General features: G+C 65.4%; 11 protein-coding genes, 2 tRNA genes and 2 pseudogenes. 9 read left to right on the forward strand and 6 right to left on the reverse strand.

The window, feature by feature from the left end:
- Positions 1-18 precede the first annotated feature (18 nt).
- The 3 genes and pseudogenes from AC07V5_RS17740 to AC07V5_RS17750 all read right to left on the reverse strand — a co-directional run.
- Positions 19-114, reverse strand: a pseudogene (locus AC07V5_RS17740) (PEPxxWA-CTERM sorting domain-containing protein); the annotation flags it as partial.
- A gap of 81 nt (positions 115-195) precedes the next feature.
- Positions 196-1,383, reverse strand: a pseudogene (locus tag AC07V5_RS17745) (esterase-like activity of phytase family protein); the annotation flags it as partial.
- A 244-nt stretch (positions 1,384-1,627) separates the two neighbouring features.
- Complete coding sequence (locus AC07V5_RS17750; RefSeq protein WP_495116998.1) at positions 1,628-1,927, reverse strand: c-type cytochrome; 300 nt, start codon at positions 1,925-1,927, stop codon at positions 1,628-1,630.
- 59 nt (positions 1,928-1,986) lie between these two features.
- Between AC07V5_RS17750 and AC07V5_RS17755 the strand changes: the two genes are divergently transcribed.
- Positions 1,987-2,247, forward strand: a complete 261-nt coding sequence (locus AC07V5_RS17755; RefSeq protein ID WP_495116999.1) for a TIGR04438 family Trp-rich protein — start codon at positions 1,987-1,989, stop codon at positions 2,245-2,247.
- A gap of 114 nt (positions 2,248-2,361) precedes the next feature.
- Here AC07V5_RS17755 and ilvD read toward each other — a convergent pair whose 3' ends face one another.
- Complete coding sequence (gene ilvD, locus AC07V5_RS17760; protein WP_495117000.1) at positions 2,362-4,041, reverse strand: dihydroxy-acid dehydratase; 1,680 nt, start codon at positions 4,039-4,041, stop codon at positions 2,362-2,364.
- Between the two features lie 91 nt (positions 4,042-4,132).
- Between ilvD and AC07V5_RS17765 the strand changes: the two genes are divergently transcribed.
- The 7 genes from AC07V5_RS17765 to AC07V5_RS17795 all read left to right on the forward strand — a co-directional run bounded on the left by AC07V5_RS17765 (position 4,133) and on the right by AC07V5_RS17795 (position 9,104).
- Positions 4,133-4,990 carry a LysR family transcriptional regulator gene (locus AC07V5_RS17765; RefSeq protein WP_495117001.1) on the forward strand — a complete coding sequence of 286 codons (858 nt, stop codon included), beginning with the start codon at positions 4,133-4,135 and terminating at the stop codon, positions 4,988-4,990.
- A gap of 76 nt (positions 4,991-5,066) precedes the next feature.
- Positions 5,067-6,050: a tetratricopeptide repeat protein gene (locus tag AC07V5_RS17770; RefSeq protein ID WP_495117002.1), complete on the forward strand. Its 984-nt coding sequence runs from the start codon at positions 5,067-5,069 to the stop codon at positions 6,048-6,050.
- Positions 6,051-6,109: 59 nt separating this feature from the next.
- Complete coding sequence (gene lgt / locus AC07V5_RS17775; protein ID WP_495117003.1) at positions 6,110-6,925, forward strand: prolipoprotein diacylglyceryl transferase; 816 nt, start codon at positions 6,110-6,112, stop codon at positions 6,923-6,925.
- Position 6,926: 1 nt separating this feature from the next.
- Positions 6,927-7,658 carry a DNA polymerase III subunit epsilon gene (dnaQ, locus tag AC07V5_RS17780; RefSeq protein WP_495117004.1) on the forward strand — a complete coding sequence of 244 codons (732 nt, stop codon included), beginning with the start codon at positions 6,927-6,929 and terminating at the stop codon, positions 7,656-7,658.
- Between the two features lie 34 nt (positions 7,659-7,692).
- A tRNA-Val gene (locus AC07V5_RS17785) sits at positions 7,693-7,767 on the forward strand.
- A gap of 98 nt (positions 7,768-7,865) precedes the next feature.
- Positions 7,866-7,940: transfer RNA gene (locus tag AC07V5_RS17790), tRNA-Val, on the forward strand.
- A 696-nt stretch (positions 7,941-8,636) separates the two neighbouring features.
- Complete coding sequence (locus AC07V5_RS17795; RefSeq protein ID WP_495117005.1) at positions 8,637-9,104, forward strand: Lrp/AsnC family transcriptional regulator; 468 nt, start codon at positions 8,637-8,639, stop codon at positions 9,102-9,104.
- A 102-nt stretch (positions 9,105-9,206) separates the two neighbouring features.
- On the opposite strand, the gene AC07V5_RS17800 is transcribed toward AC07V5_RS17795, so the two are convergent.
- Entirely contained in the window at positions 9,207-12,170 is a 2,964-nt protein-coding gene (locus AC07V5_RS17800; protein ID WP_495117006.1) for a TIR domain-containing protein, read from the reverse strand.
- 518 nt (positions 12,171-12,688) lie between these two features.
- Here AC07V5_RS17800 and AC07V5_RS17805 point away from each other — a divergent pair.
- The gene (locus AC07V5_RS17805; RefSeq protein WP_495117007.1) at positions 12,689-13,411 is read left to right on the forward strand and encodes a helix-turn-helix domain-containing protein; all 723 of its coding nucleotides are present in this window, start codon (positions 12,689-12,691) and stop codon (positions 13,409-13,411) included.
- A gap of 146 nt (positions 13,412-13,557) precedes the next feature.
- Here the strand turns inward: AC07V5_RS17805 and AC07V5_RS17810 are convergent, their stop codons facing one another.
- Positions 13,558-14,721 carry a dipeptide epimerase gene (locus tag AC07V5_RS17810; RefSeq protein WP_495117008.1) on the reverse strand — a complete coding sequence of 388 codons (1,164 nt, stop codon included), beginning with the start codon at positions 14,719-14,721 and terminating at the stop codon, positions 13,558-13,560.
- Between the last annotated feature and the right edge of the window lie 60 nt (positions 14,722-14,781).

Genomic DNA, 14,781 nt, shown 5'->3' on the forward strand with positions numbered 1-14,781 from the left:
GTTTTGTCGTGAGATTGATCAGGCGCGACGGCGACGGGCGACGAAGCCCACCATGCCCGCACCACCCAGCAGCAGAGCCCATTGGCTGGGCTCCGGCACGGCCGACACATTGAGGGCGGTGTCCAGGTGGATCTTCAGGAACTCGGTGTTGTCCGAGCCCAGGTTGCGGCCGCCGGTACCGGGGTAGTTGTTGTCGTTGGCGACCAGCAGCGTGTGGGCGTCGAGGATGAGCACGCTCTCGATGGTGGTGAACGGGAAGGTGAAGGCGCTGCTGCCGTCGCCGTTGAGGTCGTTCGGGTCGGCGATGTTCATCAGGTTGACCACTTCGGTCTTCACGACGTTGCCGCTGGCATCCACCTGGTCCAGGTCGATCCTGAAGATCTTCTTGAACGGCGTGCCGCTGGTGGCCGTGGCACCGTTGCGCTCGATGATCAGGAACTCGTGATCATTGATGGCCGTCATGTCGCCGATGTTGGTGCCGGCGGCGTCGAGCTTGTACTTCCACTGCTGGCCGGTGTAGCTCTCGGTGTTGATGTCGAAGGCGTTGATGCGCAGCGTGCCGGCGGCGTCGCCCGTGACGGTGCCTTCCAGGAGCGTGAACAGGCGGTCACCAGCGGGGTTGGAGGCCATGCCCTCGAAGCCGTTGGAGCGGCCCAGCGTGGCGCCGATGGTGCCGTTCTGGACGGCCTCGTTCTGCGGCGAAGCCACACCCAGCATGCCGATCTCGCGGCGCAGCACTTCGCCCTTGGCGTTGGTCTTGATCAGGTAGGGGCCGAACTCGTCGCCGAACCAGAAGTTGCCGTTCTTGTCCTTGCGCACGGACTCGATGTCGAGGTCCGCGCCGGTCAGCAGGCGGTTGGTGCGGATGCTCGAATCGACGAGGGGGTTGGCGGCGCTGTTGTAGTAGCGGCTGTAGTCGGCCTGCACCTTGATCGACAGCAGGTTGTTCGGGTCCGACAGGCCGACGTAGCTGCCGGCCGTGAAGCCGGCCATGGCCGCGCCGGTGTTGTAGTTGGCGGCCGAGACGGTGCCTGTGCCGCCCGTGGCGGTCTTGAAGTCCGGCGTGACGGCGTACAGGCGCAGCAGCGCATCGCCCGAGTTTTCCTTGGTGCCGAAACCGTTGTCGGGCATGAAGAGGTAGCTGCCCGCCGTGGGGCCAGCCAGCACGGCGGAGAAACCCTGCACCGGCTGCTTGTTCAACAGCGGCAGCGGGTTGCCACCGGCGCCAGCGGCGAACTGGCCGGAGGTCGGGCCGTCGGCAAAGGTGTTGGCCGGCATCAGCGCCCAACCTTCCAGTGAGGCCGCCTGGGCGAGTGGCACAGCGCACAAGGCAACAACGGCTGCCGCGACTGCGACGCGCTTCGGGTAGTGGAGGTTGGTCATGAGCGATGCCGGTGGACGCGCAGGACGGTCTGCGCGTCGCGATTCTTGGCAGCGCTTGTGAAACGCTCGTGAATTCCGATCGGGCTAACTCAACCGTTCGGCTCACACGGTTCAGGCCGGATCAGAAGCTCGGCGCGCAAATGAAAACGGGCCCCGCAGGGCCCGTTTCGGTAAAACAGGCCCTGCGGGACCCGTTTCAGCAAAAAACAGGCCCGCAGGGCCTGTTCGGAGGGGGTGGAACGGCTTACTTGACCGTCAGCACCCACTTGGCCAGCGTCTCGGCCTCAGCGGGAGTGACTTGCGGATTGGCCGGCATTGGCACGGGGCCCCAGGCGCCGGAGCCGCCCTTCTGGATTTTCTCGGCCAGCTTCTTGTAGGCGTCCTTGTCCTTCGCGTACTTGGCGGCTACATCCTTGTAGGCCGGGCCGACGAGCTTCTTGTCCAGCGCATGGCAGGCCATGCAGTTCTTCTTCTGGGCCAATTCCTGATTGGCGAAGGCGGCGGGAGCGATGAGGGCGAGGCTGAGGATCAAGACATTCTTCATGCGTACCTTTCAGGGCGTTGGACTACAGTGGTTGCAAAGATACCTGAAGGAGAACCCGCATGGGTTTCGTATTGATCGGCGTGGTCATGCTCGTGTTGCGCTTGGGCGGCTGGGTGCAGTTCCACAAGGACGACTTCTGGGCCTGGGTCATCGTGCTGGCGCCCTTTGCGCTGGCCGCGGCCTGGTGGTCCTGGGCGGACTCCTCGGGCCGGACCCAACGCAAGGCCATGGACTCGATGGACGCGCGCAAGGCTGCCCGCCGCGAGCAGCAGATGGAGGCACTGGGCCAGTACAAGCCCGGGTCTAAGAAGAAGCGCTGAACGCTCAAATTTGTGACGCCTGCTCTGTGAGCCCGCGTCCAAGTTTGATCTGAAGCCGCCGCGCGGCTTCAGGCCGCCTTCGAAGTCGAAGCCGGCTGTGAGCTCACAAGGAGCTCACTCAAACTTGTCCAGCACCGCGCCGCTGCTTGCGCTCGATGCGTTCTTCGCAAACTTGGCCAACACACCCCGCGTGTAGCGCGGCGCCGGCTGCACCCAGGCCGCGCGGCGCTTGGCCAACTCGGCGTCGCCGACGTTGAGGTTCAGCACCAGCTGATGGGCGTCGATGGTGATCGAATCACCCTCCTGCACCAGCGCGATGACACCGCCCTCGTAGGCTTCAGGCGCCACGTGGCCCACCACCATGCCCCAGGTACCGCCCGAGAAGCGGCCGTCGGTGATGAGGCCGACGCTCTCGCCCAGGCCCTGGCCGATCAGCGCGCCGGTGGGCGCCAGCATCTCGGGCATGCCGGGGCCGCCCTTGGGGCCCAGGTAGCGCAGCACCATGACGTCGCCGGCGACGATCTTGTTGGCCATGATGGCGGCCAGCGCGCTCTGTTCGTCGTCGAAGACGCGCGCCGGGCCGGTCATCACCGGCGTCTTGAGGCCGGTGATCTTGGCCACGCAGCCTTCCGGGCTCAGATTGCCCCGCAGGATGGCCAGGTGGCCTTCGGCGTAGATGGGCTTGGCGACGGGCTGGATGACGTCCTGCTCGGCGTTCAGCGCCGGCACGTCGGCCAGGTTCTCGGCCACCGTCTTGCCGGTGATGGTGATGCAGTCGCCGTGCAGCAGGCCGGCGGTCAGCAGCTCCTTCATGACGGCGGGCACGCCGCCAGCCTTGTGCAGGTCCACGGCCAGGTACTTGCCGCTGGGCTTGAGGTTGCACAGCACCGGGATCTTCTTGCGCATGCGCTCGAAGTCGTCGATGGTCCAGTCCACCTCCGCCGCGTGCGCGATGGCCAGGAAGTGCAGCACCGCGTTCGTGGAGCCGCCCGTGGCCATGATGACGGCCACGGCGTTCTCGATGGCCTTCTTGGTGACGATGTCGCGCGGCTTCAGGTCGGCCTTGACGGCCTCGACCAGGTAGTCGGCCGCCAGCTTGACGTTGTCGACGACCTCATCCTCGACGTTGGACATGCTCGACGAGTAGGGCAGGCTCATGCCCAGCGCCTCGAAGGCCGAGCTCATGGTGTTGGCCGTGTACATGCCGCCGCAGGAGCCGCTGCCGGGGATGGCGCGCTTCTCGATCTGGCAGAAGTCTTCCTCGCTCATCTTGCCGGCGCTGAACTGGCCCACGGCTTCGAAGACGCTGACGATGTTCAGGTCCTGGCCCTTGTAGTGGCCCGGCTTGATGGTGCCGCCGTAGATGTAGATGGCCGGCACATTGGCGCGCAGCATGCCCATCATGCCGCCGGGCATGTTCTTGTCGCAGCCGCCGATGACCATGACGCCGTCCAGCCACTGGCCGCCCACGCAGGTCTCCACACAGTCGGAGATCACCTCGCGCGACACCAGGCTGTACTTCATGCCCTCGGTGCCCATGGCCATGCCGTCGGAGATCGTCGGCGTGCCGAACAGCTGGGCGTTGGCGCCGGCGGCCTTCAGGCCGATGACGGCGGCGTCCGCCAGCTTCTGCAGGCCCGAATTGCAGGGCGTGATCGTGGAGTGGCCGTTGGCGATGCCGATCATCGGCTTGCCGAAGTCGGTCTCCTGATAGCCCATGCCGTAGTACATGGAACGGTTGGGCGCACGGGCCACGCCCTCGGTGATGTTCTTGCTGCGGCGGTTGAAGCTCATGGCGGTCTCCTGAAGAAGCCGGCAGTTTGGCGCGCCTCAGTCTGTCGATCAAATATATTGTTCTCTTCTGATCAATACGTTCGGTGAATCAATGATCGAGCTGCGCCCCCTTCAGCAATTTCTCGCCGTGGCCGAGCTGCTGCATTTCGGCCGCGCCGCGGAGCGCCTGCACATGAGCCAGCCACCGCTGACGCAGGCGGTGCGCAAGCTGGAATCTCAACTGGGCGTCCAGCTCTTCGAGCGCAGCAGCCGCAGCGTGCGCCTGACGGCGGCCGGCGCGGCCCTGCAGCTCTCGGCTGGCAAGCTGCTGGCTGAAGCCGCCGCGTTGCCGGCCGAGGTGAGGGCGGTGGCCGATGGCCTGGCCGGCCGGCTGCGGCTGGCCTTCGTGTCCACCGTGGGCTTTGGCGGCCTGCCGCAGTGGCTGCGGTCGTTCCGTGAAGCCTGTCCGCAGGTGGCGCTGGCGCTGCGCGAGGCGACGCTGGACGTGCAGCTGCAGGAGTTCGCCGCGGGCAGCATCGATGCCGGCTTCGTCATCCACACGCCCGGCAATGCGCCGGCGGGCTTTCAGCGGCTGTCCATCGGCGTGGAGCCACTGGTGCTTGCCCTGCCCGGCAGCGAGCAGGTGCCCAGCGACGCGCAATGCCTGGCAGCGCCGCTGGTGATCTTCCCGCGCGAGGTGGCGCCTTCGCTCTTCGACGCCATCCTGGCCCACCATGGTGGTGCCGGTGTGGCGCAGGAAGCCATCCAGATGCAGACCATCATCAACCTCGTGTCAGCCGCCATCGGCGTGGCCTGGGTGCCGGCCAGCCTGCAGGGCCTGCAGCGGGCCGGCGTGGCCTATCGCGCCATGGCCGGTGCGCCCGAGGTGGAGACCAGCCTCATCTGGCGCAGCGACGCGCCGCCCGTCGTGGCGCGCTTCGTCGAGCATGTGCGCAGCCACCATGCCTGAAGTCACATCGGGCAAACCCGGGCATCGGCGGGTCGGGCCGGCGCGTTCAATGCGCACCCGTTTTGGAGATCCTTGCATGACGTTTCGCCTTCTTCCCCTCGCCCTGGCCCTGCTGGCTGGTGCCGCGCAGGCCGACCTGCTCAAGGACCCGCAATGGCAGGCTTGGCTGGACGCCGGCAAGTCCGCCGACCTGGCCCGCGCCGCGCAGGCCCGCGCCAAGGCCCAGCCCGATGACGACCAGGCCGCCGTGGCGCTGGCCCTTGCGGCCGTGGACGAGAACGACGGTGCACGGCTGGAGGCCGCACTGCCGGCGCTGCAAGTTTGTACCGAGAAGCGCCCGCAAGCCGCCTGCAGCTACGCGCTGGGCCGCGTGTACGGCCAGCAGGCGATGACGGCCAGCGTCTTCAAGATGCCCGGCCTGGCGAGCAAGACCAAGGAGCAGTTCGCCAAGGCCGTTGAGCTGGACCCGCAGCTCTTCGAGGCGCGCAGCGGCCTGACCCAGTTCTATCTGATGGCGCCGGGCTTTGCCGGCGGCAGCGTGCCCAAGGCCAAGGAACTCGCCGCCGAGGTGCAGCCGCGCCAGCCCGAGCAGGCCAAGGTGTTGCGCGCCATGCTCGCCATGAACGACAAGGACTGGGCCGGCGCCGAGCGCGAGCTTGCCAGCGCCAAGCCGGGGGACGACCGCACGGTAGCGCGCGAGCTGCGCGGTCAGTGGACGCGCCTGGGTTTCGAGTTCATGGAGCAGAAGAACCTGCCCAAGGCCCGCGGCATCTTCGAGGCGCTGCAACGCGACTACCCCGCCCACGCTGCCGGCCCCTACGGCCTGGGCCGGGTGCTGACCGAGATGGGCCAGCCCGAGGAGGCCGTCAAGTCGCTGGAGCGCGCCCGCACGCTGGAAGGGGCGGAGCGCATGCCCATCGACCACCGGCTGGGCCAGGCTCTGCTGGCCAAGGGTGACAAGCCCGGCGCCAAGACCGCGCTGGAGCGCTTCGTGCAGAACAAGCGCGCCAACCCGAAGAACGTCGAGGAAGCCAAGAAGCTGCTGGCCGGCATCGCCTGATGGGGCGTGGGGGAGGGCGCTGGCTATGATGCGCGCCGCTTCCGCTACTCCCCCGGGCCATGCTGGTTCACCCGCAGTTCGATCCCATCGCCATCAAGCTCGGCCCGCTGGCCGTTCATTGGTACGGCATCACCTACCTGATCGCCTTCGGCCTCTTCCTGTGGCTGGCCGGCCGGCGTGCGCGCATGCCCCAGCACGCGGCCGTGGGCTGGACGAAGCAGGACGTCGACGACGTGCTGTTCTACGGCGTGCTGGGCGTCGTGCTGGGCGGGCGGCTGGGCTACTGCCTGTTCTACAAGCCCGACTACTACGTTGACCACCTGCTGGAGGTCTTTGCCGTCTGGAAGGGCGGCATGTCCTTCCATGGCGGCCTGCTGGGCGTGCTCTTCGGCCTGTGGCTGTTCGGGCGCCGGCGCAAGCGGGGCTTCTTCGAGGTGTCGGACCTGATCGCGCCCTGCGTGCCCACCGGCATCATGGCCGTGCGACTGGGCAACTTCATCAACGGCGAGCTGTGGGGGCGCCCTGCGCCGGCCGATCTGCCCTGGGCCATGATCTTTCCGCAGGCCAACGATGGCGGCATTGCGCGCCATCCGTCCCAGCTCTATCAGGCGGCTGGCGAAGGCCTGCTGCTCTTCATCATCCTGTGGTTCTACGCCCGCAAGCCGCGCGCCACCGGGCAGATCTCGGGTGTTTTCATGATGGGCTATGGCGCGTTGCGCTTCGCGGCTGAATACTTCCGCGAGCCCGATGATTTCCTCGGCTTGCGCGCGTTGAGCTGGAGCCAGGGCCAGTGGCTGAGCCTGCCGATGATCCTCGCCGGCATCGTCATCTTCGCGTGGGCCACCCAGCGCAACCAGAGGCCCGCCCAAGGTTGATATGAGACAAATCTTCTTCGACACCGAAACCACCGGCCTGGAGGCCGACAAGGGCGACCGCGTCATCGAAGTGGGCTGCGTGGAGATGGTCAACCGCCAACTCACCGGCAACCACCTGCACCTCTACATCAACCCCGAACGCGCCAGCCACGAGGACGCGCTGCGGGTGCACGGGCTGACCGAGGCCTTCCTGTCGGACAAGCCCAAGTTCGCTGAGATCGTCGACCAGCTGCTGGACTTCCTGGCTGGCGCCGAGCTCGTTATCCACAACGCGCCCTTCGACATCGGCTTCATCAATGCCGAGCTCAAGCGCCTGAAGCGCGGCGTGCTGACCGACCATGTCGGCGGCGTGCGCGACACGCTGCTGATGGCACGCGACCTCTTCCCCGGCAAGGCGAACTCGCTGGACGCGCTGTGCCGCCGGTTGGAAGTCGACAACACCAAGCGCGTGCTGCACGGCGCGCTGCTGGATGCGGAGTTGCTGGCCGACGTCTACATCCGCCTGACGCGCGGCCAAGACGCCCTGCTGATGGACGAGCATGGCGACAGCGCCGGTGGCGACAACCACGCCGCCGTCGAGGCCGTGGACCTGAGCCGCTTCGAGTTGCCCGTGCTGCGGGCCAGCGAGGCCGAGGTGGCCGCGCACGCCAAGCTGCTGGTTGACCTCGACAAGGCGGCCGGTGGTGCCAGTCAGTGGCGCAAGCTGGAACCAGCCCCTCAAGCCGTGGCATAATCGCGGGCTTCCCGGAAGCCGAGTGCGTTTTCGAGGGCGGTTAGCTCAGCGGTAGAGCACTGCCTTCACACGGCAGGGGTCGCAGGTTCGAACCCTGCACCGCCCACCAAAATGCCTTTGAAAATCAAAGGGTTGCGGTGGAACCTCGAATGCGCACCCGCCGGGTAGGCCAAAAGTAGGCCAAAGTAGTTTTTGAAGTTCAGGATTGGGCGGTTAGCTCAGGGGTAGAGCACCACATTCACACTGTGGGGGTCGCAGGTTCGAAACCTGCACCGCCCACCAATCCATCACTTGTCAGCAACCCGGCCTTGAGCCGGGTTTGTTGTTTCTGGACGCTTCGCTGCACAAGAGACAACTCCCTCCTCCCGCGCGACTGAGCTTTTAATCATGATCGCTGGGCTGAGTGCGCAGCCGTCTAAGCTTCCAGCCACTGCGTGGCCCCCGTTAGGTCCTGTCTGGCTGCGTAGCGCGTCGACCGCAGCTAGCAGCCACATGTCGAGGTGCTCCCGGACTACGCGTGCGTGGCGACTTCTTCAGTGCTCCGAAGTAGTGCTGGGCTTGGGCCTGGGCCATCATGATTCGATCGGTCGACTCCTGCTTCAGCCCATTGACCTTGCGAAGTCCCCAGGGTCGCAGCCTTTCGATGCGGTCGTCCGTTCGTAGCGTGGCGCCTTGCCGCTCGGTGGCGGCTCAAGGCTTGCCTGCCAAGTGGGAACCGGGCGGCGTCACTGCCGGCGGCTAGAAAGACAAACCCCAAGCATTCGCATGCTTGGGGTCGGTGTAACAAGAGCTCGGTGCCCTCGTGGGGCTCGACTGCGCAGGGGATCGGGGTTCGTCCTAGGAGCGCTGTACCGTTGGTGACGGTGTGTCCACAGTGTAGGAAAACCGGGCTGGCAGAAGATTGCGAAGTTGCTTTGCACGGCGCTGAAATTGGCAGAATATGCCTTTTCCATAAAAGCACTAAGCAGGGGTTGCCAAATGGATCGCTATGACAGGCAGATTCTCGAAATTCTCCAGATTGATGGCCGCATCAACAACCAAGAGCTGGCTGATCGCATCGGGCTGTCGCCGTCGCCTTGCTTGAGGCGCGTGCGGATGCTGGAGGAGGCGGGCTTCATCACAGGCTACCGCGCGACATTGGACGCAAGGAAGCTGGGGCTGACGCTGACGGCTCTCGTCCACATCTCGATGGATGTGCATACGACAGAACGCTTTGCAGACTTCGAGGCCTCCGTGGCTGTGTTGCCGGAAGTGTTGGAGTGCTTGCTGATCACGGGGCAGGCAGCCGACTATCAACTGAAGGTAGCGGTGCGGGATATGGACCACTACCAGTCACTGCTTCTCGGGCATCTCACCCGGATCAAAGGCGTGACGGGCGTGCATTCGAGCTTTGTATTGCGGCATGTCATCGACAAGGCGGCCCTGCCGGTTGCCGTTGCAGCATGAGCAGCTCCGCAGCTCTGACCATCTGTGCGGCTTGAGCTCGTCAAGGCTTAGCTTTGGGCTGTTTGAAGGTCAACAGCGCCTTACTGATCTAGTAGGGGTTCATTATTGTTTGGGCGCATCTGCTGGCTCGAGGCGGGCGATCCAGCCCAGTGTTTTGTCCACCAGGTTTTCGAGCGGCGCATAGCCGAACGTGGGCGCGGGGCGGTCGTCGAGGATGGACTCCATAGGCAGAAAGAAGCGCTTCAGATCCTCCCTGGCGAGCGCTCGCGCGACAGAGGGCGACTGCTTCTTGACAGCGGCGATCAGGTCGGGCGTGTAGGGCAGCACTGGCGCGAGGACCGGGCCTTGGTGTGCGCTGATCGCCACCAGGGACTTGTTCGGCCCACAAAGGACGAGGCGATTGAATGTCGGTGTCTCCTTGTTCCTTCCCGGTTCCATCAGCGCATAGGACGTGCCGGATTGAATGTCCCAAAGCCATACCTGCCATTGCCCCTCGGCCCGCAAAGTCGTGGCAATCCGCCCAGGCTGTCCAGGCAAGAAGGCGACTTCGGCCGCGGGGAACGTCTTCTTGAGCTCCAGCGGTTCGACGAGTGCCGGCGACCAGACATTGACCTTGCCCTCCTCGATGAAGGCGATCTGGTCGTTTGGCCCTGCTGCCAACCCCCCCGAATTGGCGCGGCTCATCTTGAAATCGGCGACGAGCTTCCCTCCCGTGAGGTCCCAGATGCGCAGGCGGTCGTCCGAGCCGCTAACGGCCGCATACCGGCCAGTGTCCGTGACGACGCCGTGCAGCAGATTCTGGTTCTTGGGGTAGGAGCGCCCCGGAGCCTTCAGGGCGCGGACGAGGCGATTGGCCTTCGGGTCATGCACGATCGCGTCGCCCTGGCCGTCCACTACGAGCACCTGCGACGTGCCGGGGATGCTGGCAATGCCGGTGGCGCCGCGGGGGCTGGCCGAGTTGACGACGCGGCCATCCGGACCGATGACGCCGAACGATCCGTCGCCCGCCGCGAACAGCAGCATGCCGTCCGGGGAGTATTTCAGCTCGAGGATTGCGCCATCGGCCTTGTGCTGGAGCATCAAGGCGCCGGTGTCCAGCTTCCAGGTGAAGACTTCGCCCGTCTCGCAGCCCGCCGCGGCCGTTACCAGCCCATCGGAAATAACCACGGACCGGATGTATCCAGTGCAGGGCCGAGCCGTCGCAGGCTTGCCGCCGGGGTTGGACAGGTCCCAGGTCAGTACCGTCCCGTCACGGCCCGTGGCGGCGATGTAGCGTCCCGACGCCGAGGACACGCTTGCATGGGTGATACCTGGCTGAGACTGCAGCGCGCGCCGTTGAAACAGGGGATCGAACGACCACGACTTCGCTACGCCGTCGTGTCCCGCCGTGTAGATGAGGTCCTTGTCGACGTGGATGGACGCCACAGTGTCGGTGTGCTCAGCGAACACGGTGGTGCGTTGAAGGCTGGCGGCGTCAAACATGTGCACCCGCCCCGCGACGTCCCCCACCAGGATGCGCTGCCCGCTGGCGTCGTGGGCCACGGTCGCGGGCAGGCTCAGCGTGGGGGACTCCGCCGCCGAGGCCAAGCGCAGCTTCGCGGTTGCCAAATCCACGACGGCGATCGAGTTGTTGCCCACGGCAATGACGCCCGTCTGCCCTGTCGGGTCCAGGGTCACGTTCAAGGCCAGGTCGCCTATTGCCCCGACGCGCACGCGCGAGGCAGACTTGATGTCGACAAGGTCCACTTGGTGGGTTTCGCCGCGCTCCATCGTCACGACCAGCGCCTTGCCGCGCGCTTTGCTGTAGGCCGAGCATTCGCCGATCAGGCCCTGAGCCAGCGGCAGCTCGTGTAGGGTCGACAGGTCGGGTAGCTGCAAGATCTCTACTTTGCCCCCCAGAGTGACGGCCACCGTGTCACCGTCCGGCGACATCGTCATGCAGTTCGGCGCGTCGGTAAATGCCTTGACAGCTTGTGTGCGCGTCGATTCGTTCCACACGACGATCTGCTTGCCGCCAAGCGCCATGACCATGGCGTGACGACCTGCGTAGTAGGCGGCATCGATCTCGGGCTTCGCCAGGTCCAGCGCGATGGTCTGCGAGGCCCCACCCGGGCCTTCGATGTGAATCTTGCCTGTGCGCGACAGCGCATAGCTCCAGCCCTCTTGCTGCACGCTTGGCACGAACAGCACGATCTTCTCGCCGGGGTACCTCGCTTGCGTTCTCTCGCGCAGTTGTTGAGCGGAGCGGCTCAAGGCAACGGAGGCCTGCCAGGCATAGGGGCGATCCCGCCCATCGGCGGGCAAGGCGGCCAGTGCGAGCCGTGTCGCCAACGTGGCGTCGCCCGCACGCAGCGCATCGGAGGATTGCGTGGCGAGCAATTCCGACTGCCCGGCAAGCGCTCGGTTCTTCTCACTGTTGGCCTTGATAGCCGCTGCGAACGACAGCAGGCCCAGGGCCAGGATGACCGCCGATACCGACGAGACGGCCGACGTCCAGATGCGCCTGACGCGCCGCTGCCGCTTCTGCTCGCGGTTGCGAAGCTCCTCCAGGCCCCGGCCTCGGAGCTTCGCGATGACTGCCAGGAGCGCGCCGTCGAAGCCCTCGTCTGTGTTGACGACGAGGGGCACGCGCGGCATAGCGATCAATGCGTCGTCCTGGGGCGTGCCGGCGAACAGCAAGTCAGCGGCCAGCCCGCCATGCCCTGGGGCGGCGATGCAAAGAACGGGAGCATTGGGATGTAAGGCCCGGAAGGCCCGGACTTCGGCCCTCACCCACTGCGACTGCAGCGACGCGGGACTTACCACCACCACCAGGCAATCGCTGGCCGCAAGGGCCTGCTCGATGGCCGCAGGTAAGTCACTGACGGCGCCCAACTCGGCATGGTCGATATAAAGCCTGCCTATGCGGGCGTCCTCACCGGCAGCCAGCAAGGGCTTGGGCAGTTTGTATGCCTCCAGACGGCTGTGAAGCCTTCTCGCAAAGACCTTGTCCGCGTGCGAATAGCTGATGAAAGCAGGGTGTCGCACGGCCTTGGCCTGTGCCTGCAAGGATCCGGGTTCCGTCATGCCGCGGCAAGCCTAAGGGGGTTGAAGTGGCCGCAACGCTAACGTTGCTGTCCGCTTCCATCACCTTCGTTGCGGGTTAGCTCGTAAACAAACTTGACGAGGTCATGCAGCGCATTCGCAGACGGCGGCAGCACAGTGCTGTCGACACGGATCAGTTCGGTTCGCAACTGCTGCGACAAGAACCTGCAAACCGATGCGGCACGAATGTTTCCCGAAGCAGAGATGGATTCCTGATGCTCACCGTCGCACGGCGTGTAGGGCGAAGAGCCGGGCGTGGGAGGGCCGCACCTGCGGCGCGTGACGCTCGCATGACTTTGCGAATCTGGCAAACTCTTTCAACCGGTGCAAAGGGGTCGATGCGGCCGACAGTTGCAACGCCCATCACTTGATTTGAAGGTCAGGTCGGCTGTGTTCATGCTGCTGAACGATGACCGCGCCACCTCGTGCAAGCGAGCTTAGCCTTCACGACGCTCCACTATGATTCGCCGGTCGATGACTATCATTCGGAACGCTGGGGAATGACCAAAAGCGATTTGCCCGGAGCGAAGCTGAAGGCGTTGCGCCTGGAAAAGCGATTGACCCTTGCCGAGTTAAGTGGTCGGACAGGGATACCACTGCCGACCATCTCGAAGATGGAGAATGGCAAAGTCTCGCTCAGCTACGACAAGCTGCAGGCGTTGAGCACTGGACTTGGCATCGATGCGGGGGTGCTTTTCGGGAATCCCGTTGCCCACGTTCCCGTGGTTGCCTCCGGGCGACGCAGCGTTCACAAGCTCGGCGAAGGCAAGCGAATCGAGACGCACCTCAGCAGCTACCAGTACCTGGCGAGCGAGCTGATCGACAAGCACTTCATCCCGCTGTTGACGGAGGTCCGCGCACGTTCGCTGTCGGCGTTTGGGGAAATGCTGAGTCACCCTGGCGAGGAGTTCGTCTACGTCCTCGAGGGATCGCTCGAGCTGCATTCGCAGGCCTACAAGCCCTTGCAACTCGATGCCGGCGAATCCGTGTATTTCGACAGCAGCATGCCGCACGCCTACGTGGCGGTCAGCAAGGGCCCCTGCCGGGTGCTGATGATCTGTTCGTCCACGGAGGCGCAGCTCTTTGACGCCGTCGACCGCAGCCGCCCGACCGCGCAGCCCGCTGCGCCGCGCGAGGCGGGGCCCGTGCGTCGCCTCAAGGGCGAAGAGCCCGACAAGCAGCTGCCGGCCAGGGAAAAGACCGCTCGTACGCGCAAGACTTGAGGCCGCGTTGATGGTGCGAGAGGCGCGGCCTTGCGCGGTGCGCTTTTGCATCCATCGGGCCCTCGGCCAGGCGATCAGGAGTTGCCTGCCACGCTGCGCGTGAAGCCCCTGCCTCACGTAGAACCGGCCCCCTGTGTGCCCGGCCTTCAATGCACGCTTGCTTCCCGACCGCCCCAGACATCGGGCGCACAGCTGATCTCACCTCCTGCGTAGCTCGCTGACGGAGTGCAATCGTTGGTGATCGAAATCGGGCCATCCAGGTCGACCACATCGCAGAGCTGCCCCAGGATGAAGCCGGGCGCCATCGCCAGGCTGGTGCCGCCCATGTTGCCGACCATGACGCCCAGGCCCATTTGCCGGGCCGCTTCGGCCACCATCAGCCCTTCGGTCAGGCCGCCGCATTTGTCCAGCTTGATGTTGACGATGTCGAACAGGCCGCCGACTTTTTCCAGCTCCGCCAGGCTCAGGCAGCTCTCGTCCGCAGCTGTCGGAAGCGGGAACTCGATGTTCTTCATGTCCGCTTCGCGCCCGCGCGCAAACGGCTGCTCCAGCAGGCTGACCGAGCAGTCCAGCAGCACTGGCAGCAAGGGCGCGATCGTGGCAGGCGTGAAGCCCTGATTGGCATCGACGCAGAGCCAGACGTCGGGGCGCGCGGCGCGCACGGCTTTGACGCGTTCGATGTCGATTGCCGTCTCGCCGGTGAGCTTGAGCTTCAAGGCCTTGGCGGCGCTGAAGCCGCGGGCGCCCTCTGCCATCGCCTGCGGGGACATGGCGCCCAGCGTCATGGTGCAGGTCTTGGGCACCGGTCGGCCGATGCCGGCCAGCTGCCATTCAGCACAGCCCGCACGAGCCGCATCCAATTCCCACAGGGCACAGTCCACCGCGTTTCGAGCGCCTCCGGGAGGCAGCAGGTCGCGAAGGGCATGACGCGTGATGCCGGCCTCGATCTGGGGCCTTGCCTCCTCGAGCGTTGCGAGCATCGCTTGAGGCCTGTCGTGCAGGTAGTACACGCCGGCGGCCTCGCCGCGCCCGCTCAGGCCGCTGGCGGACAGCCTGACTTTCAGTACCGGTACCTCCGTGAAGGTGTAGCCCGAGATATGAAAAGGCTCCCGCAGCAGCAAGAGGTCCAGTTGCACGTGTAGTGACATGGGTTGCAAGGGCGGTCTCCCGGGTTCCTGGGCGCTCGCCCGCGACAGGCGGCGCCGTGCGATCTCCGCCGACGCGATGGTGCGTTTTGGCTTTGGAGAAATAGTTTGCGAATTTCGCAAAAAGTGTAGCATCCCGCGCCATTGCCAGTCATGCAAGGTCATGCGATGCCCTCCACGTCTGCGGCGACCCGTCGCGAGCCCTCTCATTCCGACGCCAGCGAC

The organism is Roseateles sp. GW821-FHT02E12, from assembly GCF_059421665.1.

Coding starts and splice junctions, on each gene's coding strand:
- AC07V5_RS17750 (WP_495116998.1), bottom strand. CDS start 1,927: ATGAAGAATGTCTTGATCCTCAGCCTCGCCCTCATCGCTCCCGCCGCC.
- AC07V5_RS17755 (WP_495116999.1), top strand. CDS start 1,987: ATGGGTTTCGTATTGATCGGCGTGGTCATGCTCGTGTTGCGCTTGGGC.
- ilvD (WP_495117000.1), bottom strand. CDS start 4,041: ATGAGCTTCAACCGCCGCAGCAAGAACATCACCGAGGGCGTGGCCCGT.
- AC07V5_RS17765 (WP_495117001.1), top strand. CDS start 4,133: ATGATCGAGCTGCGCCCCCTTCAGCAATTTCTCGCCGTGGCCGAGCTG.
- AC07V5_RS17770 (WP_495117002.1), top strand. CDS start 5,067: ATGACGTTTCGCCTTCTTCCCCTCGCCCTGGCCCTGCTGGCTGGTGCC.
- lgt (WP_495117003.1), top strand. CDS start 6,110: ATGCTGGTTCACCCGCAGTTCGATCCCATCGCCATCAAGCTCGGCCCG.
- dnaQ (WP_495117004.1), top strand. CDS start 6,927: ATGAGACAAATCTTCTTCGACACCGAAACCACCGGCCTGGAGGCCGAC.
- AC07V5_RS17795 (WP_495117005.1), top strand. CDS start 8,637: ATGGATCGCTATGACAGGCAGATTCTCGAAATTCTCCAGATTGATGGC.
- AC07V5_RS17800 (WP_495117006.1), bottom strand. CDS start 12,170: ATGACGGAACCCGGATCCTTGCAGGCACAGGCCAAGGCCGTGCGACAC.
- AC07V5_RS17805 (WP_495117007.1), top strand. CDS start 12,689: ATGACCAAAAGCGATTTGCCCGGAGCGAAGCTGAAGGCGTTGCGCCTG.
- AC07V5_RS17810 (WP_495117008.1), bottom strand. CDS start 14,721: ATGACCTTGCATGACTGGCAATGGCGCGGGATGCTACACTTTTTGCGA.